Source organism: Castellaniella sp. (assembly GCF_034675905.1).
Classification (GTDB): domain Bacteria; phylum Pseudomonadota; class Gammaproteobacteria; order Burkholderiales; family Burkholderiaceae_B; genus Castellaniella.
Window position 1 is genome coordinate 878,758 of record NZ_JAUCCV010000010.1, and the last position, 26,786, is coordinate 905,543.

Genomic DNA, 26,786 nt, shown 5'->3' on the forward strand with positions numbered 1-26,786 from the left:
TCCTGTCAACGTCGGATATTGTCCGACTTGGCAGGGTGCTGAACTTGGGTTAGTGTATGTTTATGTCCATTGCGGAAGACCCACCATGCTCATTTTGTTTCAGTCCAAATCGGCAGCCGAGGTCCTGATGTTCGCCCAACACGCCAGGCCCATTCTGGTTGCTGCAGGCAAAACATTCGACTCGCCGGATCTGCCTGAACGAGGGGTCATCACCCGCGCCCAGCTGGATGCGGCGATTGCGGGCATCGAGTCGCTGGCGGCGGCCGATACCAGCCATCATGATCATGCCGATGAACACGACGATGCGACCGAACACCCCATCGCTCAGCATGTCGGCGTGCGTCGCCGCGCCTGGCCGCTGCTGGCCATGTTGCGCCTGGCCCGCGAAAAAGGCGAAGACGTCACCTGGGAACCAGCACCCATCTGGTAAGGAAACCATGCCATGCAGGGTCACGTGATCATTGTGTTTGATGCGCAGCATTCACTGGAATTCACAGTGGATGCGCCCGTCGATGCGGAACAGGCCCGGGCCGCTCGGGCCTGGTTCGAACAGCGTTGGGAATCCCTAGGCTGCGAACCGCTGCGGGTCAGCGGGAAGGTCCTGTTGTTGGACAAAATCCTGGGGGTGGCCGATGCACTGGGCTATCGCGCCCTGTCATCCCAGGCCGATCTGGCCCAGGAATTCGCCGCGCATGCTGTGCAGGCATTAGAAAAGCCCCGGGTCACTGTTGATGTACCGGGGCTGTCCATCGTGTATTGACGGCGTCTGGCCGCCGCCGCCCCGGCCGGGTAGGCCGGGGGGCTGGTCAGCTCAGATGGATCGGAACGATATTCCTGTGATCAGGCTGCGGCGGATACCCGCGCCGGCAATGTCTTGTGGCTGGCGCAATAGCGATTGATGGCGCTCAGGATGCCCAGGAACGATGATGTGACAATGTCTTCGTGGATACCGACGCCATAGCCATTGGCCTCGTCGCCGATGCGGATTTCCACATAGGACGCAGCCCGGGTATCGGTGCCGGTGCCGATGGCATGTTCCTGGTAGTCCATGATGCGGGCCTCGATGCCCAGCGCGTCCACAAAGGCGGAAATCGCACCATCACCCTGGCCTGACAGATGCCGGGTCTGGCCGTCGGCCTGGATCTCGACTTCGATCATGAACTGCTTCTGGCCGGTGGTCTTGGGGCTGCCCGTGATGCGGTGACGGATCAGTTTCCAGGGGGTCTCGCGATCCAGGTATTCGCGGGAGAAAATCTCGTAGACGTCCTTGGGCGTGACTTCGCTGCCGGTTTCGTCGGTCACGCGCTGGATGGCGCGGCTGAACTCGATCTGCAGGCGGCGCGGCAAGACCAGGCCGTGTTCGTGTTCCAGCAGGTAGGACACACCGCCCTTGCCGGATTGGCTATTGACGCGAATGACGGCGTCGTAGCTGCGGCCCAGGTCGGCCGGGTCGATCGGCAGGTAGGGGACTTCCCAGACGGCATCGGCTTGCTGGACGGCAAAGCCTTTCTTGATGGCGTCTTGGTGCGAACCCGAAAAGGCCGTGAACACCAGGTCGCCCACATAGGGGTGGCGCGGATGGACGGGCAATTGATTGCAGTCTTCGACGCAGCGGCGGACTTCGTCGATGTCGGAGAAGTCCAGACCTGGGTGGATGCCCTGGGTGTACAGGTTCAGGGCCAGCGTGACCAGGTCAACGTTGCCGGTGCGTTCGCCGTTGCCGAACAGACAGCCTTCGATGCGGTCGGCGCCGGCCATGACGGCGAATTCAGCGGCGGCCACGGCAGTGCCACGATCGTTGTGCGGGTGCACGCTGAGCACGATCGTGTCGCGTTGCGCCAGATTGTGGTGCATCCATTCGATCTGATCGGCGTACAGATTGGGCGTGGTGGCCTCGATGGTGGCCGGCAAATTCAGAATGATCTTGTCCTGCACGGTGGGTTGCCAGGCGGCGACCACGGCATTGCAGACATCCAGCGCGAAATCCGGTTCGGTGGTGCTGAAGACTTCCGGCGAATATTCGTAGCGCCAGTGGGTCTCGGGGTGTGCGGCGACGGCAGCCTTGACGGTTTTCGTGCCCGCGACGGCGATGGCGCGGACTTCGTCGCGGTTCATGTTGAAGACGATCTTGCGAAAGGCCGGCGCGCAGGCGTTGTACATGTGCACGATGGCATGCTTGGCGCCTGCCAGGGCCTGCACGGTGCGCAGAATCAGGTCATCGCGCGCCTGGGTCAGGCCGATGATGGTGACATCGTCGGGGATGCGTTTTTCATCCACCAGCTTGCGCACGAAGTCGTAGTCGGTCTGGGAAGCGGAAGGAAAGCCGACTTCGATTTCCTTGAAGCCGATCTTGACCAGTTGGTCGAAAAAACGCAGCTTGCGATCTACGCTCATGGGTTCGATCAGGGCCTGATTGCCGTCACGCAGGTCGGTGCTCATCCAGATCGGCGGCGTGGTGATGCGGCGGCTGGGCCAGGTGCGTTCGGCATAGTCGCGTGCGAACGGTGCGAACGGAATGTATTTGGAAGCGGGGTTTTGAATCATGGCAATACCTGTCTGGGTTCGGGGTCCGGATCACGGACGGACTACGATCGCGGGGTCGCGAAGATGTGGCGTAGGAAAGGTTGCCGAACTGCCACGCGGCGCTAGGCCCGGCAACCGATCGCTAGCAGTAGGAGACCCGATAGGACAGGAGAGCGCCGCACCGGAGTCGGTGCGGAAGCGCGCACAAACGCGTCGGCAGAGACCTGCCGGATAGCGTCAAAGGGTGCGCGTGAAATATTCATAGGCTCAAGTCAAACATATTTTCCGCGCCTTCGCAAGTGTCGAAGCAGGTTTGTCTTGGCACAATGTGCGGTTTATCCAACATGAAATACGTGTCCGCCGGGCTGATCCGGCCTGCTGCGGGCGAGTGAGAGCACCATGAATCGACAGGTTCTGCAGCTGGCTTCTGCATACATGAGCGTGATCATCGGGGGCGGCTTCGCTTCCGGGCAGGAGGTCCTGCAGTTTTTCACCCACTTCGGTCTGTGGGGCGTGGCAGGGACGCTGGTGTCCGGCCTGTTGTTTGCTTTCCTGGGCATGCAAGTGGCGCGCATCGGCACACAGCTGCAGGCGCATTCGCACAAGGTCGTGCTCAACGCCGTCTTTGGCGAGAAGCTGGGGTCGCTGGTCGATCTGGCCCTGATTTTCTTCTTGTTCGGGGTGGGCGTGGCCATGCTGGCCGGCACGGGGTCGCTGTTCCGGGAGCATTTCGATCTGCCGCTGGCGGCGGGCGGCTTGTTCATGGCCGTGCTGGTGTCGCTGACGCTCTGCCTGAATGTGCAGCGTATCGTCGATCTGATCAGCGCGGTGACGCCGCTGCTGCTGTGTCTGGTCATCGTGCTGGTCGTGTATGCGCTGTTTCGCAGTGATACCGATATCGCCGCGCTGAACGCCCTGGCGGCGCAACAGCAAGACCGCGCTGCGCCTAACTGGTTTCTGGGCGGCGTGCTGTATGCGTCCTTCAATATTGCCGTCGGCTTTCCGCTGCTGGCTGTATTGTCAGGGGGCAGCCGCAATATCCGCAATACCACGCGCGGCGGGGTGTTGGGCGGCCTGGGACTGGGGATGCTGATACTGCTGTTGAACGTCGGCCTGTTTGCCAATCTGAACCAGATCAGCGGAGCGGAGATGCCCACGGTCTTGCTGGCCAAGAGCCTGAACCCCTGGCTGGGCTGGCTGATGATGGTGTCGCTGTGCTGCATGATCTACAGCACGGCGGTGGGCATGTTCTTTGCCTTCAGCGCCCGTTTCGCCGATCCGGAGACGCCGAAATTCCGTCTGATCAGCGTGGTTTCCAGCTTTGTCGGTCTGGGGCTGAGCTTTGCCGGCTTCACGACGCTGGTGGGCACCGTGTATCCCTTGCTGGGCTATCTGGGTATTGCGCTGATCCTGGGGGTGACGGTGTATTGGTGGCGTCACCGCCGCGCCTGATTCAGGCGCGGCGGATTAGTTTTCGGCGGCGGGGCGGGCCAGGATTTCGTCCAGGCCGCAATCGTCGATCAGGTCATTGGCCGCAGCGAAGTCTTGCCCGCACAGGCTGCTGAGCAGCGTCAGTCCGGCTTCGTGCAGCGGCAGGTGTACGCCTAGCAGCTGGGCGGCGCGGATCATCGGCCACACCCCAAAGGGCAGGTCTTCGGTCAGAAAGCGGGTCGCCAGGCTGGTGGGGCCGGGGGGAGCGCCGCGCCGACGTCGGTGCAGCTCGGCCGCCATCTCGGCCAGCGTCAGGGTGTCGGGCAGATCGAAGCTGCGATGGAAGTGCTGGCGTACGCTGCGCACGGTCAGGCCGCAGCGGCTGGCCAGCTCCAGTCTTTCCCGATCCAGATCTTCGATCAGGCGGGCGACGGCGGGGGTGATGCCGTCATAGTTTCCCCAAGCTTCCGCTTTTTCGATGCGGGTGATGTTGCACAAGGCGTTGGCCATGTGGACGGGCGGGTTCAGATTGCCCATCAGGATCGCCAGCGGGCCGGCGGCGGTGAAGCCGGGGCCGAACAGCTCGGTGCAGACGGCGAGGGCGCGGTTCTGGGCCGAGACGGGCAGGACCGCCATCGGGCCCACGGGGCGGATGCCGCCGATCTGGACCTGATGGGCAGCCAGACGCCGGCCCATGACGGCGGTCGTGGACCAGGCCGCCACATCGGCTTCGATGCCTGCGGCCATCAGCCGACGGTGCAGATAGCTGCCGCCCAGGGACAGATCCCCGCTGATGATCAGGGTCTGTCCGGGGCGGATCATCGGCAGCAGGCGATCGAACAAGACGCGCCGGCCGTTGGCGGGCAGGGTCAGCAAAATGACGGCGGCATGTTCGACGACGGTTGCCAAGTCGCTGTCGACCAGCACCGGGAATCGGCCTTCCAGAGCGCCCTGGGCCTGGACGCCCTGTGCGCGGATGGCCTGAACGGCCGCATCATGGCGCGCCCACAAGACCGGTGCGTGCCCCTTGTGCGCCAGTACGGCGGCGCAGGCCAGGCCTACGCCGCCCGCGCCCAGAATGGCGACGCGAATCGGCGTGTGCGTCGTCATAGCAGGGCGCCTTCGCCGGTATCCAGGAAGGTTTCGATCCGGCTGCGCCATGCGTCGATATTGATGTCCTGGGCCTTCAGCCAATCATCGTTGTAGTAGGTGGTGGCATAGCGGTCGCCGCTGTCGCAGATCAGCGTCACCAGAGATCCCGTCTGACCGCGCTGGCGCATCAGCGATGCCATGCACAGGATGCCCATGAAGTTCGTGCCGGTCGATCCGCCGACCCGGCGGAACAGACGGTCGGACAACACATGGGCGGCGGCGATAGAGGCTGCGTCGGGGATGCGGATCATCTCGTCGATGACGCCGGGGATGAAGGATGGCTCGACGCGCGGGCGGCCGATGCCTTCGATGCGGGATCCGCGCGCCGTCGTGCTCAGGTCGCCGCTTTGCCAGGCATCGTAAAAAGCCGATCCTTCGACGTCCACGACGCACAAGTGGGTATCCAGGTTGCGGTAGCGGATAAATCGGCCGATGGTGGCTGACGTGCCGCCGGTGCCGGCGCTCATGACGACCCATTCCGGGATGGGGTGCGGTTCGCCCGACAGCTGGCGGAAAATGCTTTCGGCGATGTTGTTGTTGCCGCGCCAGTCGGTGGCGCGTTCGGCGTGGGTGAACTGGTCCAGATAATAGCCGCCCGCCTCGTCCACCAGCGTCTGTGCTGCGGCATAAATTTCGCCGGCGTGCTGGACGAAGTGGCAGCGGCCGCCGAAACATTCGATCGCCTGGATCTTCTGCTGGCTGGTGGATTCCGGCATCACGGCGATGAAGGGCAGACCCAGCAGCCGGGCAAAATAGGCCTCGGATACCGCAGTGGAGCCCGACGACGCTTCGACCAGGGTCGTGCCCTTGCGAATGCGGCCGTTGCAGATGCCGTACAGAAACAACGATCTGGCCAGCCGGTGCTTCAGGCTGCCGGTTGGGTGGGTGCTCTCGTCCTTGAAGTAGATGTCGATACCGGCCAGGCCGGGGAAATCCGGCTTGACCATGTGGGTATCGGCGGACCTTTTGCCATCCGCCTCCAGGATGCTGATGGCATGCCGGGTCCAGTCACGATCGGCGAGGGATAGGGCGCTGGGCGCCTTGGTGCAATAGTCCACGAATTATTTCTCCTGTGTTTTGCGTGTTCGCCACATGGCGCGCAGCGGGATGAACAGGATGACCGCCGTGAGGAACACGAGAATCATCGACATCGGCGAGGCGATCAAGGCCAGCGGGCGGCCGCCTGAAATCGTCAGGGCAAGATTCAGTTGGCTTTCCGCGATGGGACCCAGGATCACGCCGAGAATGATTGAGACGCTGGGGTAACCCAGACGATCCAGCGCATAGGCGACGATGCCGACGATGACCAGGGTGCTCAGGTCGAACAGGGAATTGTTGACCGCATAGACGCCGATCATCAGGAACAGCAGGATCATGGGCGCCAGCACCACGGGTGGCAGGCGCAGCGCCTGACCAAAGATCCGGGTCGCTGCCAGACCGCCCAGGGCGATCAGGAAAAATGCCGAAATCAGCATCTGCAGCATGAATCCGTACACGATGTCCGGATGCTCCGTGAACAACTGCGGCCCGGGGCGCAGACCGTGCACCAGCAGTCCGCCCAGGATGACGGCGGCGACGCCCGATCCTGGAATGCCCAGGGACAATGCAGGAATCAGGGACGCGGCGTTGTCCGCGCCGTTGCCGGCTTCCGAGGCGGCGACGCCTTCTGGGTTGCCCTTGCCGAAGGTCTCGGGTTCTTTCGAGCGCTGCTTGGCGTCGTTATAGGCCAGGTAGCAGGAAATGGACCCCCCGGCGCCGGGCAGGATGCCGACGATGATGCCGATCACCGAGGACCGCATCCAGACCGGCAGGAAGCGGCGCCAATCGCGCAGGACCGAGCCCTGGCGTTTGAGTTTCAGCAGTTCGCGTGGCATGCCTTCACGGCTGGCTTGTTCGATCATTTCCAGCACCGGCGGGATGGCGAACAGGCCCGTGAGCAGCACCACCAGATCAATGCCTTCCGCGAATTCCAGCCGCCCGAAGGTGAAGCGTTCGACGCCGGACGAAATATCGATGCCGATGGTGCCGAGCAACAGGCCGATGACGGCCGCCAGCAGACCTTTGAGCAGGTCGTCGCCCAGCAGAGACGCCACGGTGGCCAGGCCCAGCAGCGCGACCCAGAAGTATTCGGCAGGTCCGAACAGCAGGCTGAGTTTGGCCAGTGCGGGCGCGAAGGCGATCAGAGACAGGGCCGAGAGCACCGACCCGATCACGCCCGAGACGACGGCGACCTGCAGCGCATAGGCGGCACGGTTCTGCTTGGTCATCTCGTAGCCGTCGAGAATGGTGGCAACCGCCGCCGGCGTGCCGGGGACGCGCAGCAAAATGGCGGGAATCGCCCCGGCGTAGCTGCCGCTGTTGTACATCCCTGCCATCATCCCCAGCGCGAACAGGGGTTCCATGCCGAAGGTGAGCGGGATCAGGACGGCGATGCCGGTGGTGACGGTCAGGCCGGGCAGTGCGCCGACCACCAGGCCGGCCATCGAACCCAGCAGCACGGCGAACAGATTCGAGAGCGAGAAGACGTGTGGCAGCGCGCTCAATAGTGCGTCAATCATCGCAGGAACTCCAGGATCGGGTTCAGGAGGTCTGGCGGCATCGGACGGCCCAGGATCGTGTGGAACACAAGGACGATGAACACGATCGTGCCCAGTGTGACCGTCAGGGACAGCTTCAGTTTGCGATAGCCCAGACACCAAGGCACGAAGACGCCAATCGCAAGGCTGGGCAACAGATAGCCCACCAGGCCGATGGCCGCCACATAGGCGATGATGGCGGCCAGGCCCAGGGCGAATCGCCCTGCATGCAGGAACAGACGGGGTTCGTCATCTCTGGCTGCAGTCCTCAGGCGCCGCGCGATCACCAGCGCGGCCCCGATCGCCAGCAGGATGCCCAGCACCTGGGGATAAGTGCCGCTGGTCCCCGGGTAGTCGCGCGCCTGGGCGATCACCCAGGCCGCGACCACGAGGAGGATCGCTGCAAATCCCAGATCGGCCTGTTTGCCGCTTGGATTTGTGCTTAACGCCACGGCATCACCTTCCACGTAGCGGTCAGGCCGGTGTAGATTTTGTTGATGAGCGCGGTGTAGGCGGCGGAATCCATATAGGCCAAGGGGATTTCAGCTTTTTCCGCCGCCTTCAGGTATTCCGGGTCTTCCATGGCGGCCTTGAGGGCGCCTTCCAGCTTGACGACGATCTCATCCGGCACGCCCGCGGGAGCAGCCAGCCCGCGCGAGGCGGTCACGATCAGGTCGTAGCCGTTTTCCGCGAACGTCGGCGCGTCGGGCAGATAGGGGGACCGCTCTTCCGACATCACGCCCAGCACCCGGATGTCGCCGCTGCGCACCATGGTCAACGCTTCGGACAGGTTCATGGTTGCCGCCGGCACGTGGCCGCCCAACAGCGCCTGGCGAGCCGGGGCGGTGGCGCCGAAGAACGCCGGGGTGAAGGTGACGCCGGCCGTGTGGTTCAGGCTCAGCAGGCCGATGTGCTCGGATGAACCCGCGGCCCCGGATGTCCCCACGACAATGGCGCCGGGACTGGCTTTGGCCGCCGCCATGATGTCTTTCAGCGTTTTATAGGGGCTGTCCTTGCTGACGGCCAGAATGCCGGGATCCAGCACGATGTTGCCGATGGGCTTGAAGCTGTCCATCGTGTATTTCGCCTTGCCTTCGACGGCCAAGGCAACGAAGGCCGGCGGATTGATCATGCCGATGGTGTAGCCATCCGGCTTGGCTTGCGACAGCATCGTCCAGCCGATTTCACCGCCGGCGCCCGGTTTGTTGATGACGGCGACTTTGGCGCCATTGCCCAGCTTTGCTTCCATGAATCGGGCGATGGAGCGCGCCGCTACATCGGTGCCGCCGCCGGGCCCAAAGGCCACGATGACTTCGATGGGTTTTTCGGGATATGCCGCGATGGCCGGTGTGGCGATGGTTGCGGACAGGGCCAAACACACAAGGGGAATCAAGCGTTTCATGTCTTACCTCACGGTTCCTGGATGGAATGATTTTGTAGTGATTCTGGGTTGTCGGGCGAGTCTACCCGGTGGAAAGCGGGTCGGCGGCGTGCTCCTCCTGCCGCGCACTGGGGTTGCGGATGAAATCGCGCAGGGCGACGATGGTGTCCGTGTCGAAGCCGGCACGAATAGTACAGCTGGGGGCCAGGATCAGATCGCCGACCTCGCTCATGGCGTTCAGGGCCGTCGAGATCTGGCGGCGGATGGCCGGAATGTCGTTGCGCGTGACAGAGCGGCGATCGATGCCGCCCAGGATGCATTTGCCCGATGTCAGCGCGCCGGCGGTGACGTCGGGATGGGTTTCCCAGCTGTGCCAGTTGAGCGCATGGACCGGGTAGTCCTGCAGTTCCCGGAAACGGATGCGTTCGCCGTGGATGTGCAGCACGTTGAAGCGCCCGGCGGCAGCGCCTGCCAGGACGGCGATGTCATAGGGGGCGACGAATTCGCTGAAGGCGTCATAGGACAGCAGATGTCGTCCCGTATCCTGATGCGCGAGAAAAACGCCATCCGCGCCGGCGGCCAGGGCAGCCTGGGCATAGGCGCTCGTGGTGTCGGCCAGGCGGCTCAGGGCGGCATGGATGCGAGGGCCGTCATGGCCTTCCGCAATCTGGCCGTGGATACGCCCCTGGCTGAGTTTCGAGGCGATCGTCATGGGGCTGAAAATCGTGAAGACGATGGGGACGTCGGGCAGGGCTTGGCGTACCAGGCGCAGCGAATGCAGTTCGCGAGCCAGCGCGCCCCGGGTCAGGTCGCCTTCGGGCAGCTTGTCCCAGTCGGATGCTTGTTGATAGGGCGTCGACACGATGCGGGCCACGCCCCCCAGGGGTACCTGGGAAAAGTCGATTTCCACCCCCAGGTCTTCGACGGCATACATGCCGTTGGGGGCCGTTTTCACCAAGTCGCACTGGAACTGCTGTTGCAGACGGATGGTGGCCTCGGCCAGGCGCTCCGCATCCAGGTCGGCGTCGGGGAAGTGCGTCCAGAAAGTGAACAGAGGTCCGCGATCCGCTCGGTCGCCAAAGACGCTCTTGGTGGCCTGACTGTATTTCAAAACGTCCCCCTCTTGGATTTTATGTTATGTCCAAGGCACTATAGCGAGCTATTTGCAATCGTGAAAATAGTATGTGAGGATGATTGCCATCGCAAAATACGATGGATAAACAGATGCGTCTGGATCAACTCAGGTTCTTCATTGCAGCGGCTGAAAGCGGCAGCATCTCCGAGGCGGCGCGGCGGGTGCATCTGGCGCAGCCGGCCTTCTCGGCGCACATCAAGGCCCTGGAGCACGATCTGGGGGTCACGCTGTTTTTGCGCAGCACGCGCGGCGTCTCTCTGACGGCGCCGGGCAAGCGGCTGTATAACGGGGCGACGGCGCTGTTCCGGCATGTGGCGCAGGTACGGCAGGAAACACTGTCGGCGGGTAACGAACCGTCGGGCGATGTCCGTATCGTGCTGGCGGGCTCGTTGGCGCCCCTGCTGGCGGGGCAGGTGTTCTTTGATGTGCAGCGGGTCTACCCGGAAATCCGCCTGTCGATTCTGGATTTGTTGCGAGTGTCCGGTGAAAACCTGGTGACGGCCCGGCTGGTGGATTTTGGCCTGTTGCCGAATGCGGCGACCCTGGCGGGGGCTGCATCAGAAGCGGTGCTGTCGCAGGAACTGTATCTGGTCGGGCGGGCGCTGCCGGGCGACGAGGTGGCTTTTCAGGATCTGCATCACTATCCCCTGGTGATGGGGGGGCGCCACAATCAGCTGCGCATCGATCTGGAAAATACGGCGGCCCAGGAAGGCTACCGCATCAATGTCGTATCCGAGCAGGATTCATTGTCCATCTACCGCAGCATCATCATGAATGGGCCGTACTACACCGTCGTACCTTATTCCGCGTATGTGACGGATATCGAAAGCGGCCGCCTGGCCGCCGCGCGCATCGTCGGGCCCGCCGTCGAGCGTACCGTGTCGTTTGTCTGGCATGCTCATTCCGATCTGTCCGTGGCCGCGCGCGCCGTGATGGATCTCTTGCGGGCCAGCATCGCCGAGACCATCGAAAGCAACAGTTTGCGCGGACGCTTGCTGTGATCGTTGGCAGGCGATGCGTCGCAGGAGCAACACCTATGCGGCGTCTGGCGTCTGTTTGCGCGTGCGGGCGTTTTCCAGCGCAGCCAGCTGCTGGGCGGCTTGCTGCAAACGGTAGGATCGGCCAGTCGCCAATTCCTGACGGGCCAGTTGCAGATCGCCGACCCGCAGCGGCTCGTCGCGCGGTTGCCAGGCCCATAGCAGTACATCCAGGGCGGGCGCGCTCAGGTGGTTGGTCAGTTGTGCGAAAGAAGCCTCGTCCACCCGTTTCAGCCGGACGCGGGTCAGGATTGCTCGCGCGGCCAGATACACCATCCAGGCGACGATGATGGTGCACAGGATCACCAAAGCCCCCCAGAAATAAGGGTTGTAGCGCTGCAGCAGGGCGGTGGCTTCCGCTCCCATGATGTGGTTTCCGGCATAATCGATACCGTTGCCAAACGCCAGCAGGCGATTCAGCAGGTCATACCAGGTCAGCGCCACCAGCACGACCAGCGTGGCAGACAGAATCTTGGATGTCGCCGTCAATTTCAGCAGAAGCTTGCGCAACAGGGCGAAATCCTGCCGGCTGGGAGTTTGGAATGATTCCTGTGTCATGGCCTTCAATGAGTTGAATATGCGTTCGCAACCGTCCCTGGAACTGGGCCAGCATCAGCAGCTGGCGCTGACGCCGCAGCTGCGTCAGGCGCTGCGGCTGCTGCAATGCTCGACTCCGGAACTGGAACAGGAGATTGCCCAGGCGCTGGCGGACAATCCGCTGCTGGAGCGCGAAGAACCTGCGCCGGATGCAGTGTCAGCCGAGATGCTGGATCGCCACTGGGCGCAGCCGTCGCGCCGGACTGTCACGGATGATATCCCGGAATCACCCGCTTCGCAGAGCCTCACGGATCATTTGTTGCAACAATTGCGCACCACACGGGCCAGCCCCCGGGATCAGGGGCTGGTGACGATTCTGATCGGTGAACTGGATGAGCAGGGCTATCTGGACTTCGATCCACAGGGCTATGCGGTATCCCTGCCGGGCCTGGATATCCAGGAGGAGGAGTGGCTCGCTGCCTTGAGACTGCTGCAATCCTTTGATCCTGTCGGCGTCGGCGCGCGGGGCGTGGCCGAGTGTCTGCGCCTGCAGCTGCGGGCGCGCGCGGATGAATGGCCGCCTGAAGTATTGGACCGCGCTTTGCGCCTGACGGGTTTGCTGGATGACCTGGGAGCGGGACGCTGGGGGCGCTTGTGCGAGGCGCTGGGGTGCGATCGTGCGCAGCTGGATGCCGCGCATCGGGCCGTGCTGTGCCTGGACCCGCATCCGCTCGGTCTTTGGCAGGACGAGGCTACGTGCTATGTGGCGCCCGACGTGCTGTTTTACCGCAGCGGCGACGCTTGGCGGGCCAGCCTGAATCCGGCGCTCGAGCCCCGCTTGCGGGTGGATGCCGATCTGGTCGCTCGGCTGGAGAGCGCATCGGCGCCGGCGCTGCGCGAGCAGATGACTCAGGCCAGGCAGCTGATCCAGCAGCTGGGCCAGCGCCGGCAGACGATCTTGCGGGTGGCGGAATTCATGACCGTGCATCAGCGCCTGTTTCTGGATCAGGGCGCTGCGGCCTTGCGTCCTTTGGCCTTGCGCGAGGTGGCGCAGGCGCTGGAACTGCATGAATCGACCATTTCCCGGGCTACGCGTCTGAAATACGCCCAGACCCCCTGGGGGGTGATCGAACTGAAGCAGTTTTTCGGCAATAGCGTGCAGACCGCCTCGGGAGAAGACACATCTTCCCGGGCGATTCAGGCGGTCATGCGCACTTTGCTGGATGCCGAATCGGCGGATCGGCCATTGTCGGATATGCGCTTGGCCCAGTTGCTGGCGGACCAGGGCACCGTCATCGCCCGCCGCACGGTTGCTAAATACCGCGAGGCCATGGGCGTGCCTGTCGCCAGTCTGAGAAAGGCCCGTCGCTGAGGATGCCAAAACCGCTTGCTTTCTAAATAAAGAAGGATGATAATGATTCGCATGTATATTTGTGTATGCAATGCGATCAGCGAGCGTCAGGTGCAGGAAGCCATCGCCCAAGGGGCGGCGGATCTCAGCGATCTGCAGGCTCAGCTTGGCATCGCCACCTGCTGCGGCCAGTGCGCCGATACGGCGACTGACTACCTGCCGGGGGGCCGGTATGCGACTGAATTCGTGTCGACTCCGGCGGTAGCGCCTGATCGCGTGGTTCAGGCGCCCTTGCTCTCCAGTACCGAAGTCCGCCGCGTCGCCTGACGCACGACTGCCTTCTCGGGCAGATCGCTGCGTGTTAGCCTAATGACTTGCAGCCCGCACGCCTGCGGGCCGTGTCTTAGGAGCACAGGTCATGAAGGGCGACAAGACCGTCATCAAATATCTGAATCAACAGCTGAAAAACGAACTTTCAGCCATCAACCAGTATTTTCTGCACGCGCGCATGATGCGCCATTGGGGCTACGAAAAACTGGGCAAACATGAATACGAAGAATCCATCGGCGAGATGAAGCATGCGGACATGCTGATTGAGCGCATCTTCATGCTAGATGGCCTGCCCAATCTGCAGGATCTGCACAAACTGCTGATCGGCGAATCCGTCCCGGAAATCCTGGCCTGTGACCTCAGGCTGGAATCTGCCGCCCAGGCGACGGTCAAGGAAGCCATGCAGTACTGCGAATCGGCGCAGGACTATACGTCGCGCGATTTGTTCCAGACCATCCTGAACGATACCGAGGAACACATCGACTGGCTGGAAACCCAGCAAGGCCTGATCGAGCAGGTCGGGCTGCAGAACTATCTGCAGTCCCAGGTCTGATTCAGGGTTTGGCGGGGCAGTCTTTTGCCTTGCCCCAGGCCTGGTGGGCTTCACAGTATCTGTTGCGGGCCGCCCAGGCGCAGGAAGGCCGGGAAAAGAAGCCCAAGGTTGCGCAGGTCTTGAGTTCAGCCTGGAATGCAGCCTGCCAGTTGCCGCTGTCGGCGGTCTGTGCGCCGGATGGATTCGGGGCGGCAGGCAGCGACGGCACGTCGATGGGCTGCACCGGCTGATTCGTGATCAGGGCGCCGATATCGGCGATCCCCTGCAAGCCAAAGCCATCCTGCTGATTCTGGGCAGCCAGGGCGATGGCCTCGTCCATGCTGATGGTCGTTGTCGCCAGCGCGATAGGCCGGTGTTCGCCCATCAGGGGGGCGGTCTGGATCTGCCAGTCGACGGGCGGCGGCAGGCTGGGGACGCCCTGGCGCCCATCTGACAAGGGCTGAGGGGCGGAGGCGACAAAGGGCTTGCCATTGGCATCCAGCACCGGCGTGTCGGTCAGTTCCACCGGCGGTTCGGTGGTCTGGACCTGTGAGGGGCTGTGGATGACCAGCCAGTCGCCCAACTGCAGGCCGCCCCAGGCGGAGGCCCCGGCGGCTAGCAGCAAGATGGCGAAAATCAGACGCCAGGACATGGGCAGATTCCTTCGTCGGTCAAAGCGGTTGGTCGTCCCATTGTATCGGATCGCGCTCAGACACCGCTGCCGAAGACACGCCCGGCGTGTTCGCGCAGCGCATGGAATTCGATGTCGGGGTAGCGTTCCTGGGCAACCCGCAATTGAGCGGCCGAGGTCGCCAGAAAGGCGACGGCGTCGACCACGTCATGGGCGATGTTGGCGTGGTTGGCATCCATGAATTTCTTCAAGGCCTTGGCATCCTTGCTGGTGATCCAGCGCGCCATGCTGTAGCGCGAGGGCATCAGGCGGGCATCGACGCCGTATTCGGTCTTCAGGCGATGAGCAACCACTTCGAACTGCAACTGGCCGACCGCGCCCAGCAGCAGCGCGCCACCGGCGGCTTCCGGACGGAATACCTGGATGGCGCCTTCTTCGCCCAGCTGGGTCAGGCCTGTGCGCAGCTGTTTGGTGCGCAGGGGGTCCTTGACCTCAACGGCCTGGAACAGTTCGGGAGCAAAGAAAGGCAGACCGGTGAAGGTCAGGGATTCGCCTTCGGTCAGCACGTCACCCAGTTGCAGGATGCCGTGGTTGGGGATGCCGATGATGTCACCGGCAAAGGCCTCTTCGACGATTTCGCGGCGCTGCGATAAAAAGGAAACGACGTTGTTGGGGCGGATTTCCTTGCCGTTGCGGGCTACCTTCAGGCGCATGCCGCGCTGGAAGTGGCCGGAACTGACGCGCACGAACGCCACGCGGTCGCGGTGCGCCGGGTCCATATTGGCCTGCACCTTGAAGACCACGCCGCTGAATTTGGCCTCGTCGGGCTCGACGGATCGTTCCAGCGCGGCGCGAGGGCCGGGGGACGGAGCCAGCTCGACCAGGGCGTCCAGCACTTCACGCACGCCGAAATTATTGATGGCTGAACCGAAGAACACCGGCGTCTGGCGCCCCGCCAGAAAGGCGGCATGATCGAAGGCCGGGACGGCGCCTGAGATCAGCTCGATTTCTTCGTGTGCTTTTTCGTAAGCGTCGGTAAATCGTTGCTTCAGGATCGGGTTGTTCAAGCCCTCGATGGTGTCGTCATCGTGCTGATCGCGCTCCGCCCCGGGGCGGAACAGGCGCATGTGGTCGTGACGGATGTCGAAGACGCCGCCGAAATGCCGGCCCATGCCCACGGGCCAAGAAAACGGGATGGCGTCCATGCCCAGATGGCCTTCGATCTCCGACAGCAGATCCAGCGGTTCGCGCACTTCGCGATCCAGCTTGTTGATGAAGGTGATGATGGGCGTGTTGCGGGCGCGGCAGACCTGCAGCAGGCGGATGGTCTGGGGTTCGACGCCGTTGCCGGCATCGATCACCATCAGCGCGGCATCCACGGCGGTCAGCACGCGGTAGGTGTCTTCTGAAAAGTCCTGGTGGCCTGGGGTGTCCAGCAGATTGATCACGCAATCGCGGTATTCCATCTGCATGACTGACGAGGCCACGGAAATGCCGCGTTGCTTCTCGATTTCCATCCAGTCGGATGCCGCATGGCGGCTGGCCTTGCGCGCTTTGACGCTGCCGGCGATCTGGATGGCGCCTGCGAACAGCAGCAGCTTTTCCGTCAAGGTGGTCTTGCCGGCGTCGGGGTGGGAAATGATGGCGAACGTGCGTCGGCGGGCGACTTCGGCGGTCAGACTCATGAGCAGTGATCGGTGGGTTCAGCTTTTATGGCTGAAAGAGGCCAGGACGGTGCCGGCCAGGATGAACAGGGATCCAAAGCCGCGGTTCAGCCAGCGAATGTGGCCGGGACGGCGCAGCAGACCCAAGATGCGCGAGGCCAGCGAAGTATAGCAACTCATGGCGACTACGTCGGTCACGCTGAGCGTGGCGCCGATCAGCACATATTGCAGGGCCAGCGGGCGGTTCAGATCCAGGAATTGCGGCACGACGGCCAGCAGGAACATCGTGCCCTTGGGATTGCTGATGTTGACCAGATAGCCGCGCAGCAGCTGGTCGCGGATGGGATGTGCGCCGGGGTGGGGTTGGGCCTCGACGGCGACGGGCGCCGCGTCGGTCCGGAATTGCCGTATCCCCAGGTAGACCAGGTAGGCCGCCCCCGCCCATTTCACCAGGGTGAAAGCCAGTTCGGACGTCGCCAGCAGAGCGCCCACGCCGATGGCGACGATGAACAGCTGGCAGATGATGCCGGCCTGCAGTCCAAGGATCGTCCAGGCGCCGTGACGAAAGCCGTACTTCATGCCGGAGGCCATGGAACAGATAGCCCCAGGCCCCGGCGAAAACGAGATCGCCCACGCGGCGGCAAAGAAAGCGAGCCAGGTGGAAAGGGCCATGGAAGTCTCCGGCGCAGCGTTCAGTCAGCCTTGTGCAGCAGGGCCGCCGACGAACGCCCGCCTTGCGGGCGCGCATCGCGGCGCGGCGCGGCGGTGGCGCCGCTGCGGTTCGAGCGGTTGCCGGCAGCAGCGCGGGACTCGTTGCGTCGGGCATCGCCACGGCGGCTGTCCTGGCTTTGACGGGGTTCGGACGAGGAACGGCGGTTGCCGTCGCGGCTGCCGCTGCGGCCTGCATCATGCCGGCCACCACCGCGCAGGTCGCCTTGCAGACGCGCCTGCGCGCGTTTTTCGCGGGCGTCCGGGGCGCTGTCCGACGTGACCATGGCATTCGGGTTCCAGCCTTCGACCTGAATCGGGGCGATGGTCTGCTTGGTCAGGCGCTCGATCGCTCGCAGCAGCTTGATTTCGGAGTGGTCCACCAGCGACAGCGCCGAGCCGGTGCTGCCGGCGCGGCCCGTGCGGCCGATACGGTGCACGTAGTCTTCCGGCACATTGGGCAGTTCGAAATTCACCACTTGGGGCAGATGATCGATGTCCAGGCCGCGAGCGGCGATGTCGGTGGCGACCAGCACCGCGACCTTGCCGTCCTTGAAACCCGCCAGGGCCTTGGTGCGGGCAGCCTGGCTCTTGTTGCCGTGGATAGCAGCCGCCGTCAAACCGTCTTTGGACAGTTTTTCGGCCAGTCGGTTGGCGCCGTGCTTGGTGCGGGTGAAGACCAGCACCTGATGCCAGCCGCTTTCGCGGATGATGTGGCTGAGCAGGTCGCGCTTGTGGGATTGCTCGGTCATCACGACTTGCTGGCTGACCAGTTCGGAGGTCGTGTTGCGGCGGGCGACGGAGACTTCGCCGGGGTTGCGCAGGATGCCTTGGGCCAGGCTGCGGATTTCATCCGAGAACGTGGCGGAAAACAGCAGATTCTGGCGCTTGGCCGGCAGCAGCCTGAGCACCCGGCGGATGTCGTGGATGAAGCCCATGTCCAGCATGCGGTCGGCTTCGTCCAGCACCAGGATCTCCACGCCGGACAGGTCCAGCGTTTTTTGCTGTGCGTGATCCAGCAGGCGTCCGGGCGTTGCCACCAGGATGTCCAGCGGTTTTCTTAGGGCGCTGATCTGCGGGTTGATGTTCACCCCGCCGAAGATCACCATGGATCGGATCTGCGTGTGCTGGCTGTACAGCCGCACGGATTCTTCCACCTGGGCGGTCAGTTCGCGGGTGGGCGTCAGCACCAGGACGCGCGGACGGCCCGGCTGGCGGGCGGCGGTGGCGGGGTTCTGGAGCAGGTAGTGCAGGATGGGCAGCGTGAAGCCGGCGGTCTTGCCGGTTCCGGTCTGGGCGGCTGCCAGCAGGTCGCCGCCTTCCATGACGCGCGGAATGGCTTGCGCCTGGATAGGCGTGGGGTGGGTATAGCCTGCGTCATGAACGGCACGCAGCAGGGGTTCTGCCAGGCCTAGCGAGGCAAAAGTAATGGTAGTGTCCAACAGTGTGACTCCAGCGACCGCCTATCGCTCGAGTCGAGAGATACCAATCGAGGCCGACGAATGAAAAAAGTCTGGGAGGGTGCCGCCGGCCACGCCACAGCGTGGTTCGGGGTCCGGGGAATGCCGCGCAGTGACTGGTAAGCCGCGCGAAAGGCTGGATTATAACGTGTTGGCTGGTGGATGGGGACTATTATCGGGGCGGCGGCTTCCCTAAAATACGACATTCGCTCCAGTGGGGCTGTTTCAATGAGACTCGCATGATCCGACGTTACCTGAATCTGGCCGCGGTGGCGGCCCTGGCGCTGCTGCTGTCCGGCTGCGGCTATAACGAGATCCAGCGCCAGGACGAACAGGTCAAGGCGGCCTGGTCCCAGGCGCTGAACCAATACGAGCGTCGCGCCGATCTGGTGCCGAAACTGGTGTCCTCGGTCAATGCCTATATGGTCAACGAACGTACCGTGCTGCAGCAGGTGACGGAAGCCCGCGCGCGGGTCGGCCAGATCCGCATCAGCGCCGACGACCTGGCCGACCCTGCGCTGATGGCCCGTTTTGAACAGGCCCAGGGGGCGCTGGGGTCCAGCCTGTCGCGACTGTTGGCGGTGTCGGAAAACTATCCTCAGCTGAAAAGCGACGGTCTGTTCCGCGACCTGATGACGCAGTTGGAGGGCACGGAAAACCGCATTGCCGTGGCGCGCGAACGCTACGTAGGCGCCGTGCAGGCCTACAACCTGACGATTCGTGAATTTCCGACGCTGATCACCGCCCGCGTCTTTGGCTATCAGCCCAAGGCGCAGTACGGCTTGGACAAGGCGGACGAAGTCATGCGGGATCCTGCGGTGACCTTCGATCTGCCGGCGTCCGGGGCAGCGAAGTGAGGATCTTCAGCGCCTGGCGTCTGGCAGCCGGTCTGCTGGCGGCGATCCTGGTATCGACAGCGGCAGCACAGGGGCCAGCCGGCGATGCACAGACGGTAGCGGGTGCGACTGCCGTGCCGGCCTGGACGGCGCCGGTCATGGATCTCAGTCAGACGCTGGATGCCGCGCAGGTCCAGGCCCTGACCCGGCAGGTGCGCGAACTGGAGACGCAGCAGGGCTCGCAGTTGTTCGTGCTGCTGGTGCCGACGACCGGCGCCGATACGATCGAGCAGTATGCCCGTCGGGTCTTTGACCAGTGGGCAGTGGGCCGCCAGGGGGTGGACGATGGCATATTGCTGCTGGTGGCGGTGCAGGACCGTCGCGTGCGCATCGATGTCGGCTATGGCCTGGAGGGCGCCGTGCCGGATGTGGCGGCTGGCCGCATCATCCGGGAGCAGATCACCCCGCATTTCGCCCAGGGTGATGTGTTCGCCGGTTTGCAGGCAGGGGTGACGGCCCTGCAGGCGCTGATGCGGGGCGAATCCCTGCCGCCGCCGCCCGAGTCGTCAGCGGGCGACGAGGACGCGCCTTATGCCATGGCCTTGCCCTTGGTCGTCATGGCGCTGGTCATGCCCGCCTGGCTCAGCGCCCTGTTGGCCGGCGGTTTTATATTTGTCACGACCGGCAGTTGGGGATGGGCTGCGTTGGCGGCGCTGGGCGGCCTGCTGCTGGCGCTGCTGGGACGTGCTTTTGGGGTGGCGAAAAAATTAGGGCATGGCCGCTCGGGACGTGGCGGCGGAGGTGGCGGCGGCTTTGGCGGCGGGTTCGGAGGTGGTTTTGGCGGCGGCGGTTCGAGCGGCGGCAGCGGGGGTGGAGGCGGTGGAGGTCGAGGCGGCGGCGGGGGCGCATCCGGCAGTTGGTAGATGTGCACGGCGGGCGCCGCCGCCGTGCTTCGTCCGGTCAAGGCCTGGCGCTGCCCAGCGCCTTACAGCGCCAGAAACAAGGCGTGGGCCATCTGGCCGATCAGCTGATCGCGGCGCGAGTCCGGGCTGGGTGCTTCGCCGATGTTGGACCAGGACGGGTGTGTGCGCGCCTCGTCCAACAGGGTTTGCACATCGGCGGGCAGCTGATGCAGGGCGGCGCTGGGGTTCGGCTCGGTAACATCCGTTTCGGAGTCTGCCGCTGCATCGTCAGCCGCAGGCGGGGCCTCGGCTGCCGGGGCAACGGTCTGCGCCATCAGATCGTTGTCGATGGGGCGCATAGCGGCGTGTCCGCGGCATTCCAGCGCTCGCACCAGCGCCAGCTGGCGCAGTCCCAGCAGATGCAGCACCGGATCGTCCACGGTCATTTCCATATTGCCTGCCAGGCGGCCCATCAGGCGCTTGCCCCATTGGTTGGCGCCCTGCCAGGCCCCGCCGATGGCGGCGCCCAGCAGGGTGGCCGCGCCCAGGCTCAGGCCGCCGGTCAGCATGTCCAGCGTGGCGCCAGCCATGGCGCCGGTGGCCAGACCTTTGCCGACCTGGATGCCGAAATTACGCAGCGCCTGGGGATTGAACAGATCCATGCCCCAGCGTTCGCCTTCCAGGGGCAGGGGGTGGTGCGGAAAGGCCATCTTGCTGAAACGATAGCGTTTCAGCAGGGCGTGCACGCAGTCCTGCTCGCGGTCGCGGGTGCGTTTGCGCAGCACCAGCGTGATGGTTGCCATATCCGTAGGATCTTGCGCGCAGGGCAGGCGCAAGGCGGCGGCATCGACCAGCAGTTCAGCGATCAGGCGGGTGGCGTCTTGCAGGCGCTTGAGGCGTTGCTGGCCCAGATCGCTGCGCAAAGCGGCCAGCGTGGCGGATTGCGTGTCCAGCATCAGGGCCAAGCGGTCCAGCATCTGGCTTTCACCGTCCAGCGCGGGCGCCACTGTATCGAAATCGACCGTGGCATGCAGGCCGAGCCGGGCCAGCGCTTCGCGCCAGGCTGTGATATTGGCCAGCGGACTGCGGGTGAAGTTCAGGACGGGCAGGATCGGCCGGCCGCAGGCTGCCAGCAGCATTAGTTCGTCCCGGTGCTTGGGTAGTACCGGATCGCGGGCGTCGATGACGTACAGGGCGGCATCAATGGTCAAGACCGTGGCGAGCACCCGGCATTCCTGTTCGAAGCGACCGGCGGCTTCCGGGCTGTCCAGCAGGCGCTGGATTCTTTCCGGGCCGTCGAGCCGTTCCTCGTGGGGGATCAGCTGATCCAGGTAGTCCAGCACGCCCATGGCGTCTTCCAGGCCCGGCGTGTCGCGCAGAATCAGCATGGGCTTGCCGTCGTTCGACAGCAATTGGGCGCTTTCGACATGGCGGGTCGTGCCGGGCTGGTCCGCCACTTCGCCGAACAGTTCGTCGCGCAGCAAGGTGCGCAGCAGGGATGTCTTGCCCGTATTGGTGTGGCCGACCACGGCCAGATCGATAGGGAGGGTGGCGTCAGTCATGGCGAGAAGATCCGATGTGTTCGAGCCAGGCGTTCAGGTCGGGGACCTGCTGCAGGTTTTGTCGGGACAGGACGTGCTGCCAGGTCTGCCGGCGTTCTGTCGTGCCGCCCAGGCAGAGCACTCGCAGGTCGGGGCAGGCGTGATTCAGTTCGTCGAACCAGGCGGCAGTGCCTCGGTCCGGCGTCAGACGGGCATCGCAGACCAGCAGCACGTGAGCGGCATCGATCTGTGCGCGGATGCGTTGGCGGTCTTCGCGGCTGTCGCAGCGCCCCAGATCGTGGATGGCGTCGGGCAAGCCGGCCGGCGGCCAGAGCAGATCCGGTCCTAATTCACAGGCCAGCACGGCGGCGTGCCGGGCGGGCGTGCGGGCAATCTGCGCCCCTGTCCTGACCGGGCCGTCGGCAGGCGCGGGCTTGTCGATGCCCAGCGCCTCGTGTGTGGGCAGCAAACGTTCGCGCAGTTCCAGCCAGCCGGGCAGGTCCGGATCGATCGCCAGGCGGCGGATGCGCTGGCGCAGCCACACGCCGCAGATCGCCAGGGACAGCAGCCGGGGCAGCAGGCCCCAGCAGAGCAGGCAGCCGATCAGCCACAGGGACCAGTCGGCCTGGATGGCGGCTGCTGCAGACGCGGTATCGCCCATGCTCAGCGCGACGGTCTGGTAGTCGGGAGAGGGGAAGCCCAGCAGCCGTGGCAGGCTGCTCAGCCACTGGCTGAAGACCGTGAAGGCCTGTGGCGAGAGCAGCGTCGTTTCCCAGTGGAAGGTATAGCTGCGGGTGCTGAGCAGCACGATGAGCGTGGGGATGGCGCCCAGATAGGCTGTCGTCCATGCCCCATGGCTGAGCAGGCCAACTGCAGGTTTCCAGGCGCGCGCGCGCATCAGCAGCGATAGAAATGCCTGAGCGGCCAGCGCGGCATCCGGGCCGCGCACGATCTTGCGGGTCAACCAGAGCCACAGGCGCGACAGGGCCGTCGTAGGCTGCAGGCCCGGCAGACTGCTGATCAGCCAGATCAGCAGGGTCAGGGCGTGCAGTCCCAGCAGTCCCAGCAGCGCCGAGGCCAGGTTGACCGAACCCTGACTGGGATTCAGGGCGGCGGTTGCGGCTGCGATGCCCGCCAGGCCGGTCGCCAGCCACAGCGCGGCCAGCGCCCAACGAGCGCCGAGGGTCCATTGATGCAGGCAGTCCTGCAGCGGGCTGTGGCGCGCCAGCCAGGCCGCCCGTGCCAGAATGCGCGGCCCCAGTTGGGCCGGTCCGCGCAAGGCGGCTTGGCAGGCGGCGCGGTCTTCCAGCGGCCCCCAGTGCGCTTCGCGCAGGCGCACGGCTTCGGCCCGCCAGTGCTGCAGCAGCGGCGAGTCGGGGTGGGCGGAGGGGGGAAGCGGGCCGTTCCTCATGGAGACCGAAGTGGCGGGGAAAAGAAGATGATACCGAGTTTTACAAGGGGGGCGGTGATTTGTGCGGTGCTGCGCCGCCAGGCGAGAGAGCGGGTGGAAGGCTAGGGCCGCCGGCAAGGCTGCAGCAGCGTCACGTCGCCATCCGTGGGCATGATGGCGCGCAAAGGCTCGCAGCGCCCCGCGACACACCAGTCGTAGTCGGCGGTGTAGGGAGAACGGGTCAGGCGCAGAATTTTCAGCGGCGCGGTATGCGGCTGGTATTCGTACCAGCCGTCCGCATGATGCACTGCGTCTGGCGGCGGGTCCATGCCAGCCCCGGAGCCCAGGATACGAGCGTGGCCGGCGATCAGAACGGGGGCGCCGGCCGCATCTTGCTGGACCCGGTAGTCTTCTTCCCAGCGGATTTTTTCGATGGAATGCGTCCAGGCCAAGGTGAAGGCCTGGACGGGGACGAAGCGCGGCGGCGCCAGCGGCGCCGCCGCCAGCGTCAGGCAGACGCCCAGCGTTCCCAGCATCAGGCGGTCTGCGCCTGTGGCGGCAGGGTGCGCCGGCTGCGCATCAGATGCCAGACCAGGAACAGTGCCGTGGCGGCAAAGCCGATTTCGTCGGTCATGGGCAGGGCGGCGACCAGCAGGGCCGCGGCCAGCACGATGTAGACGCGCTCGAAGAGGTTGATGCGGGTCTTCAGGAAGCCGGTGATGCCGGCTGCCCACAGCGTGATCGCCAGCAGCGCCTTGATGACGACATAGATCGTGTCCCAGGCGGTGCCGCCCTGCAGCATCAGGGCGGGCGAATAGATCGCCATATAGGGCACGACAAAGCCGGCTGCTGCGACCCGCAGCGCCTGAATGCTGATCTTCAGGCCGTTTTCCCGGGCGATCGGCGCGGCGGCAAAGGCTGCCAGCGCCACCGGCGGCGTCAGATCGGCCATGATGCCGAAATAGAACACGAACATGTGGGAGACGATCAGCGGCACGCCCAGTTTCAGCAGGATCGGCGCGGCCAGCGAGCTGGTGATGATGTAGTTCGGGATCGTCGGGATGCCCATGCCCAGCACCAGGCAGGTGATCATGGTCAGAAACAGCGCCAGGAACAGATTGTTCTCGCCGATGGCGATCACCTGGCCGCCGAATTCGGCGGCGACGCCGGTCAGGTTGATGATGCCGATGATGACACCCACCAGTGCGCAGGCCGTCGCCACGGACAGGGCGTTGCGCGCGCCTTCCGCCAGAGAATTGAGCGCCAGTTTCAGTGCATCGCGGCCATGCCGCTTGAACAGCAGGATGGCGACCAGTATGGCGACGATGACGAAGAAGTCGGTGACGCCGAATTTTACGAAACCGGCGCAGGCGATTCCCAGCAAGAGCCAGAACAGGTAGCGCAGCACCATGGGGCGTGCGCCCTGGATCAGGGCGGCGCCAAAGATCAGGATCACGGTCAGGCCCAGACCGACGGTGCCTGAAAACAGCGGCGTGTAGCCTGAAAACAGCAGGGCCACCAGACCGATCAGGGGGATCAGCAGGTACCAGCTTTTGCGCACGGCAGCCCAGGGGTTGGGGCAGTCTTCCTTGGCCAGACCATGCAGTCCGCGCCGGCCAGCTTCCAGGTGTACGGTCAGAAAGGCCGTCGCAAAATACAGAATAGCCGGAATGATGGCCGCCTTGACGACCTCGACGTAGGGGATGTTCAGGGTTTCGGCCATGATGAAGGCCACTGCGCCCATCACCGGCGGCATGATCTGTCCGCCCATGCTGGAGGTGGCCTCGACCCCGCCGGCAAAGGCCGGGGAATAGCCGAAGCGTTTCATCAGCGGGATGGTGAACTGGCCGGTCGTGACCACGTTGGCCACGCCCGAACCGTTGATCGTGCCCATCAGGCCGGAGCTGACGACCGACACTTTTGCCGGGCCGCCGCGCGTGTGCCCGACCATGCCCATGGAAAAGTCACTGAACAGCTGGATCATGCCGGCCTGTTCCAGAAAGGCGCCGAACAGGATGAACAGGTAGATGTAGGTGGATGACACGTAGGTCGGCGTGCCGTAGATGCCCTCGACGCCGAAACTCATGGTGCTGACGATCTGGTCCAGCCCGTAACCCCGATGCATGAACGGTCCCGGGATGTATTGCCCGAACAGGCCGTAGGCCAGAAAAATCCCGCAGATGACGGGCAGCGCCCAGCCCATCATGCGGCGCGTGGCTTCGAAGACCAGGATGATGGTGATGATGCCGATCACCATGTCGGCATCGGTCATTTGGCCGGCGCGCGCCGTCAGGTCGGATTCGTAGAACCAGTGATACAGGCTGGTGAGAAAGCCGATGCTGCCCAGTGTCCAGCCGATCATCGAGCCCAGCCGGCCGCTGCGGGCATATAAGGTAAACACCATCAGCAGGACGAAGCCCACGTGAATGGCGCGGATGACTTGGCTGGACAGGGGGCTGTATGCCGCCGTCCAGATCTGGAAGGATGAGAAGATCACCGCGATCCAGAAAACGCTACGCGACAGGGGTTTGTCAGCGAGATCGTGTGCAGAACTCATGTGAGGGGTTCCAATGCGTTATAAGCCCCCTCGGGATGGGTGCCGGAGGGGGCTTTGGGGTCTTGCCTGATGCGTGACGGCTGGTCTTATTTGATCAGGCCGACTTCCTTGTAGTAGCGCTCGGCGCCGGGATGGACCGGGACGGGCATGCCCTTCAGGGCATTGGCCAGTTCGATGGTCTTGGCGGCGTTATGGGTGGACTTCAGGGTGTCCAGCTGCTCGTAGAAGACTTTCGTCATCTGGTAGACCAGATCGTCGGGAACGGAGTCGGAGGTGATCAGGAAGTTCGGCACGGCCACGGTCGGAGTGTCGCCTTCCATGCCTTCGTAGGTGTCACCAGGGATGGTGGCCGGCTGGTAGGCCGGATTGTTGATTTTTGCCACGATATCGGTGGGGATGGGCACCACCACGATTTTCACCGAGGTCGCCAGATCGCGGATCGAGGACACGCCCAGGCCGGCGGATTGCAGGGTGACGTCCAGCTGGCGGTTTTTCATCAGTTCGACGGATTCGCCGAAGGGCAGGTATTCGACCTTCGAGAAGTCGTCATAGGTCAGGCCGGCGGCTTTCAGCACGGCGCGGGCGTTCAGTTCGGTCCCCGAGCGTGCGGCGCCGACGGAAATGCGCTTGCCTTTCAGGTCGGCCAGGGTCTTGATGCCGGAATCGGCATTGGCGACGATCTGGATGTAGTTGTTATAGGTGGCCGTCATGCCGCGCAGTTTCGTCAGCGGAGCCTTGAAGCCGGCCTCGGCGTTGCCGGTATAGGCGTCGGACACCGTATCCGCCAGGGCGAAAGCCAGTTCGCCGCGACCCGACTGGATCAGGTTCATGTTTTCGGCGGATGCCTTGGTGACCTGGGCGGTGGATTTGGCGTCGGGAATGTGTTTGTTATAGATCTGCGACAGGGCGACTCCCATGGGGTAGTACACGCCGCTTTGGCCGCCAGTCAGGATGTTGATGAATTTGGTGTCGGCGTGGGCCGGGACCGAAGCGACGGCTGCGACGGCCATTGCGGCCGTGACCAGCCATTTCGTCATTTTCATGGTGTGCTTTCCTCTGATGCGGACGGAGTTTGATCCGCCATGGTATCAGGCCCGCCCTTGCATCAAACT

The 26,786-nt window shown here is 64.0% G+C and carries 26 protein-coding genes; 9 read left to right on the forward strand and 17 right to left on the reverse strand.

Going from position 1 to position 26,786, the window contains the following annotated elements:
- Nucleotides 1-85: 85 nt before the first annotated feature.
- Nucleotides 86-430, forward strand: coding sequence for a DUF1840 domain-containing protein (locus tag VDP79_RS14430; protein ID WP_323018852.1), 345 nt, complete (start codon nucleotides 86-88; stop codon nucleotides 428-430).
- A 12-nt stretch (nucleotides 431-442) separates the two neighbouring features.
- The gene (locus tag VDP79_RS14435; RefSeq protein WP_323018853.1) at nucleotides 443-760 is read left to right on the forward strand and encodes a hypothetical protein; all 318 of its coding nucleotides are present in this window, start codon (nucleotides 443-445) and stop codon (nucleotides 758-760) included.
- An 80-nt stretch (nucleotides 761-840) separates the two neighbouring features.
- On the opposite strand, the gene leuA is transcribed toward VDP79_RS14435, so the two are convergent.
- Entirely contained in the window at nucleotides 841-2,544 is a 1,704-nt protein-coding gene (leuA, locus tag VDP79_RS14440) for a 2-isopropylmalate synthase (protein ID WP_323018854.1), read from the reverse strand.
- 378 nt (nucleotides 2,545-2,922) lie between these two features.
- Here leuA and VDP79_RS14445 point away from each other — a divergent pair, with 378 nt between their 5' ends.
- On the forward strand, nucleotides 2,923-3,975 hold the full coding sequence (locus VDP79_RS14445; protein ID WP_323018855.1) for a hypothetical protein: 1,053 nt from the start codon (nucleotides 2,923-2,925) through the stop codon (nucleotides 3,973-3,975).
- Between the two features lie 15 nt (nucleotides 3,976-3,990).
- On the opposite strand, the gene VDP79_RS14450 is transcribed toward VDP79_RS14445, so the two are convergent.
- From VDP79_RS14450 to VDP79_RS14475, 6 genes are all read right to left on the reverse strand, one after another.
- Nucleotides 3,991-5,064, reverse strand: coding sequence for an NAD/NADP octopine/nopaline dehydrogenase family protein (locus VDP79_RS14450; protein WP_323018856.1), 1,074 nt, complete (start codon nucleotides 5,062-5,064; stop codon nucleotides 3,991-3,993).
- Nucleotides 5,061-6,164, reverse strand: coding sequence for a PLP-dependent cysteine synthase family protein (locus VDP79_RS14455; protein ID WP_416233120.1), 1,104 nt, complete (start codon nucleotides 6,162-6,164; stop codon nucleotides 5,061-5,063). The genes VDP79_RS14450 and VDP79_RS14455 overlap by 4 nt, the downstream gene beginning before the upstream one ends.
- 3 nt (nucleotides 6,165-6,167) lie before the next feature.
- Entirely contained in the window at nucleotides 6,168-7,664 is a 1,497-nt protein-coding gene (locus VDP79_RS14460; protein ID WP_323018857.1) for a tripartite tricarboxylate transporter permease, read from the reverse strand.
- Nucleotides 7,661-8,134 carry a tripartite tricarboxylate transporter TctB family protein gene (locus tag VDP79_RS14465; RefSeq protein ID WP_323018858.1) on the reverse strand — a complete coding sequence of 158 codons (474 nt, stop codon included), beginning with the start codon at nucleotides 8,132-8,134 and terminating at the stop codon, nucleotides 7,661-7,663. Before VDP79_RS14465 ends, VDP79_RS14460 begins: the two co-directional genes overlap by 4 nt.
- Nucleotides 8,125-9,084 carry a tripartite tricarboxylate transporter substrate binding protein gene (locus tag VDP79_RS14470; protein WP_323018859.1) on the reverse strand — a complete coding sequence of 320 codons (960 nt, stop codon included), beginning with the start codon at nucleotides 9,082-9,084 and terminating at the stop codon, nucleotides 8,125-8,127. Before VDP79_RS14470 ends, VDP79_RS14465 begins: the two co-directional genes overlap by 10 nt.
- A 61-nt stretch (nucleotides 9,085-9,145) precedes the next feature.
- Nucleotides 9,146-10,174, reverse strand: a complete 1,029-nt coding sequence (locus VDP79_RS14475; RefSeq protein WP_323018860.1) for a uroporphyrinogen decarboxylase family protein — start codon at nucleotides 10,172-10,174, stop codon at nucleotides 9,146-9,148.
- Nucleotides 10,175-10,287: 113 nt separating this feature from the next.
- On the opposite strand from VDP79_RS14475, the gene VDP79_RS14480 reads away from it, so the two are divergent.
- A complete protein-coding gene (locus VDP79_RS14480; protein ID WP_323018861.1) occupies nucleotides 10,288-11,199 on the forward strand; it encodes a LysR family transcriptional regulator in 912 nt (303 codons plus the stop codon).
- 33 nt (nucleotides 11,200-11,232) lie between these two features.
- Here the strand turns inward: VDP79_RS14480 and VDP79_RS14485 are convergent, their stop codons facing one another.
- The gene (locus VDP79_RS14485) at nucleotides 11,233-11,793 is read right to left on the reverse strand and encodes a hypothetical protein (RefSeq protein ID WP_323018862.1); all 561 of its coding nucleotides are present in this window, start codon (nucleotides 11,791-11,793) and stop codon (nucleotides 11,233-11,235) included.
- A gap of 19 nt (nucleotides 11,794-11,812) precedes the next feature.
- Between VDP79_RS14485 and rpoN the strand changes: the two genes are divergently transcribed.
- From rpoN to bfr, 3 genes are all read left to right on the forward strand, one after another.
- On the forward strand, nucleotides 11,813-13,144 hold the full coding sequence (gene rpoN, locus VDP79_RS14490; protein WP_323018863.1) for an RNA polymerase factor sigma-54: 1,332 nt from the start codon (nucleotides 11,813-11,815) through the stop codon (nucleotides 13,142-13,144).
- Nucleotides 13,145-13,195: 51 nt separating this feature from the next.
- Nucleotides 13,196-13,450 carry a (2Fe-2S)-binding protein gene (locus VDP79_RS14495; protein ID WP_323018864.1) on the forward strand — a complete coding sequence of 85 codons (255 nt, stop codon included), beginning with the start codon at nucleotides 13,196-13,198 and terminating at the stop codon, nucleotides 13,448-13,450.
- A 91-nt stretch (nucleotides 13,451-13,541) separates the two neighbouring features.
- The gene (bfr, locus tag VDP79_RS14500; RefSeq protein WP_323018865.1) at nucleotides 13,542-14,006 is read left to right on the forward strand and encodes a bacterioferritin; all 465 of its coding nucleotides are present in this window, start codon (nucleotides 13,542-13,544) and stop codon (nucleotides 14,004-14,006) included.
- Nucleotide 14,007: 1 nt separating this feature from the next.
- Here bfr and VDP79_RS14505 read toward each other — a convergent pair whose 3' ends face one another.
- The 4 genes from VDP79_RS14505 to VDP79_RS14520 are packed head-to-tail and all read right to left on the reverse strand — an operon-like array spanning nucleotide 14,008 to nucleotide 18,430.
- Nucleotides 14,008-14,637, reverse strand: a complete 630-nt coding sequence (locus VDP79_RS14505; RefSeq protein ID WP_323018866.1) for a hypothetical protein — start codon at nucleotides 14,635-14,637, stop codon at nucleotides 14,008-14,010.
- A gap of 56 nt (nucleotides 14,638-14,693) precedes the next feature.
- The gene (locus VDP79_RS14510) at nucleotides 14,694-16,301 is read right to left on the reverse strand and encodes a peptide chain release factor 3 (RefSeq protein WP_323018867.1); all 1,608 of its coding nucleotides are present in this window, start codon (nucleotides 16,299-16,301) and stop codon (nucleotides 14,694-14,696) included.
- 18 nt (nucleotides 16,302-16,319) lie between these two features.
- Entirely contained in the window at nucleotides 16,320-16,952 is a 633-nt protein-coding gene (locus tag VDP79_RS14515) for a LysE family transporter (RefSeq protein ID WP_323018868.1), read from the reverse strand.
- Nucleotides 16,953-16,972: 20 nt separating this feature from the next.
- Entirely contained in the window at nucleotides 16,973-18,430 is a 1,458-nt protein-coding gene (locus VDP79_RS14520) for a DEAD/DEAH box helicase (protein ID WP_323018869.1), read from the reverse strand.
- A gap of 257 nt (nucleotides 18,431-18,687) precedes the next feature.
- On the opposite strand from VDP79_RS14520, the gene VDP79_RS14525 reads away from it, so the two are divergent.
- Together VDP79_RS14525 and VDP79_RS14530 are read left to right on the forward strand one after the other, a co-directional pair.
- A complete protein-coding gene (locus VDP79_RS14525; protein ID WP_323018870.1) occupies nucleotides 18,688-19,305 on the forward strand; it encodes a LemA family protein in 618 nt (205 codons plus the stop codon).
- Nucleotides 19,302-20,207 carry a TPM domain-containing protein gene (locus VDP79_RS14530; protein WP_323018871.1) on the forward strand — a complete coding sequence of 302 codons (906 nt, stop codon included), beginning with the start codon at nucleotides 19,302-19,304 and terminating at the stop codon, nucleotides 20,205-20,207. Before VDP79_RS14525 ends, VDP79_RS14530 begins: the two co-directional genes overlap by 4 nt.
- Nucleotides 20,208-20,269: 62 nt before the next feature.
- Here the strand turns inward: VDP79_RS14530 and VDP79_RS14535 are convergent, their stop codons facing one another.
- From VDP79_RS14535 to VDP79_RS14555, 5 genes are all read right to left on the reverse strand, one after another.
- Nucleotides 20,270-21,748: a GTPase/DUF3482 domain-containing protein gene (locus VDP79_RS14535; RefSeq protein WP_323018872.1), complete on the reverse strand. Its 1,479-nt coding sequence runs from the start codon at nucleotides 21,746-21,748 to the stop codon at nucleotides 20,270-20,272.
- Entirely contained in the window at nucleotides 21,741-23,138 is a 1,398-nt protein-coding gene (locus VDP79_RS14540) for a DUF2868 domain-containing protein (RefSeq protein ID WP_323018873.1), read from the reverse strand. Before VDP79_RS14540 ends, VDP79_RS14535 begins: the two co-directional genes overlap by 8 nt.
- Nucleotides 23,139-23,239: 101 nt before the next feature.
- A complete protein-coding gene (locus VDP79_RS14545) occupies nucleotides 23,240-23,653 on the reverse strand; it encodes a DUF1850 domain-containing protein (protein ID WP_323018874.1) in 414 nt (137 codons plus the stop codon).
- Nucleotides 23,653-25,674: a TRAP transporter permease gene (locus VDP79_RS14550; RefSeq protein ID WP_323018875.1), complete on the reverse strand. Its 2,022-nt coding sequence runs from the start codon at nucleotides 25,672-25,674 to the stop codon at nucleotides 23,653-23,655. The genes VDP79_RS14545 and VDP79_RS14550 overlap by 1 nt, the downstream gene beginning before the upstream one ends.
- Nucleotides 25,675-25,760: 86 nt before the next feature.
- Nucleotides 25,761-26,717, reverse strand: coding sequence for a TAXI family TRAP transporter solute-binding subunit (locus VDP79_RS14555; RefSeq protein ID WP_323018876.1), 957 nt, complete (start codon nucleotides 26,715-26,717; stop codon nucleotides 25,761-25,763).
- Between the last annotated feature and the right edge of the window lie 69 nt (nucleotides 26,718-26,786).

Bases quoted from the DNA above. Each gene is read 5' to 3' on its own strand.
- VDP79_RS14555 (WP_323018876.1), bottom strand. From the start codon at position 26,717: ATGAAAATGACGAAATGGCTGGTCACGGCCGCAATGGCCGTCGCAGCC.
- VDP79_RS14540 (WP_323018873.1), bottom strand. From the start codon at position 23,138: ATGAGGAACGGCCCGCTTCCCCCCTCCGCCCACCCCGACTCGCCGCTG.
- leuA (WP_323018854.1), bottom strand. From the start codon at position 2,544: ATGATTCAAAACCCCGCTTCCAAATACATTCCGTTCGCACCGTTCGCA.
- rpoN (WP_323018863.1), top strand. From the start codon at position 11,813: ATGCGTTCGCAACCGTCCCTGGAACTGGGCCAGCATCAGCAGCTGGCG.
- bfr (WP_323018865.1), top strand. From the start codon at position 13,542: ATGAAGGGCGACAAGACCGTCATCAAATATCTGAATCAACAGCTGAAA.
- VDP79_RS14535 (WP_323018872.1), bottom strand. From the start codon at position 21,748: ATGACTGACGCCACCCTCCCTATCGATCTGGCCGTGGTCGGCCACACC.
- VDP79_RS14510 (WP_323018867.1), bottom strand. From the start codon at position 16,301: ATGAGTCTGACCGCCGAAGTCGCCCGCCGACGCACGTTCGCCATCATT.
- VDP79_RS14495 (WP_323018864.1), top strand. From the start codon at position 13,196: ATGTATATTTGTGTATGCAATGCGATCAGCGAGCGTCAGGTGCAGGAA.
- VDP79_RS14480 (WP_323018861.1), top strand. From the start codon at position 10,288: ATGCGTCTGGATCAACTCAGGTTCTTCATTGCAGCGGCTGAAAGCGGC.
- VDP79_RS14430 (WP_323018852.1), top strand. From the start codon at position 86: ATGCTCATTTTGTTTCAGTCCAAATCGGCAGCCGAGGTCCTGATGTTC.
- VDP79_RS14460 (WP_323018857.1), bottom strand. From the start codon at position 7,664: ATGATTGACGCACTATTGAGCGCGCTGCCACACGTCTTCTCGCTCTCG.
- VDP79_RS14545 (WP_323018874.1), bottom strand. From the start codon at position 23,653: ATGCTGGGAACGCTGGGCGTCTGCCTGACGCTGGCGGCGGCGCCGCTG.
- VDP79_RS14450 (WP_323018856.1), bottom strand. From the start codon at position 5,064: ATGACGACGCACACGCCGATTCGCGTCGCCATTCTGGGCGCGGGCGGC.
- VDP79_RS14505 (WP_323018866.1), bottom strand. From the start codon at position 14,637: ATGTCCTGGCGTCTGATTTTCGCCATCTTGCTGCTAGCCGCCGGGGCC.
- VDP79_RS14485 (WP_323018862.1), bottom strand. From the start codon at position 11,793: ATGACACAGGAATCATTCCAAACTCCCAGCCGGCAGGATTTCGCCCTG.
- VDP79_RS14525 (WP_323018870.1), top strand. From the start codon at position 18,688: ATGATCCGACGTTACCTGAATCTGGCCGCGGTGGCGGCCCTGGCGCTG.
- VDP79_RS14515 (WP_323018868.1), bottom strand. From the start codon at position 16,952: ATGGCCCTTTCCACCTGGCTCGCTTTCTTTGCCGCCGCGTGGGCGATC.
- VDP79_RS14550 (WP_323018875.1), bottom strand. From the start codon at position 25,674: ATGAGTTCTGCACACGATCTCGCTGACAAACCCCTGTCGCGTAGCGTT.
- VDP79_RS14470 (WP_323018859.1), bottom strand. From the start codon at position 9,084: ATGAAACGCTTGATTCCCCTTGTGTGTTTGGCCCTGTCCGCAACCATC.
- VDP79_RS14445 (WP_323018855.1), top strand. From the start codon at position 2,923: ATGAATCGACAGGTTCTGCAGCTGGCTTCTGCATACATGAGCGTGATC.
- VDP79_RS14435 (WP_323018853.1), top strand. From the start codon at position 443: ATGCAGGGTCACGTGATCATTGTGTTTGATGCGCAGCATTCACTGGAA.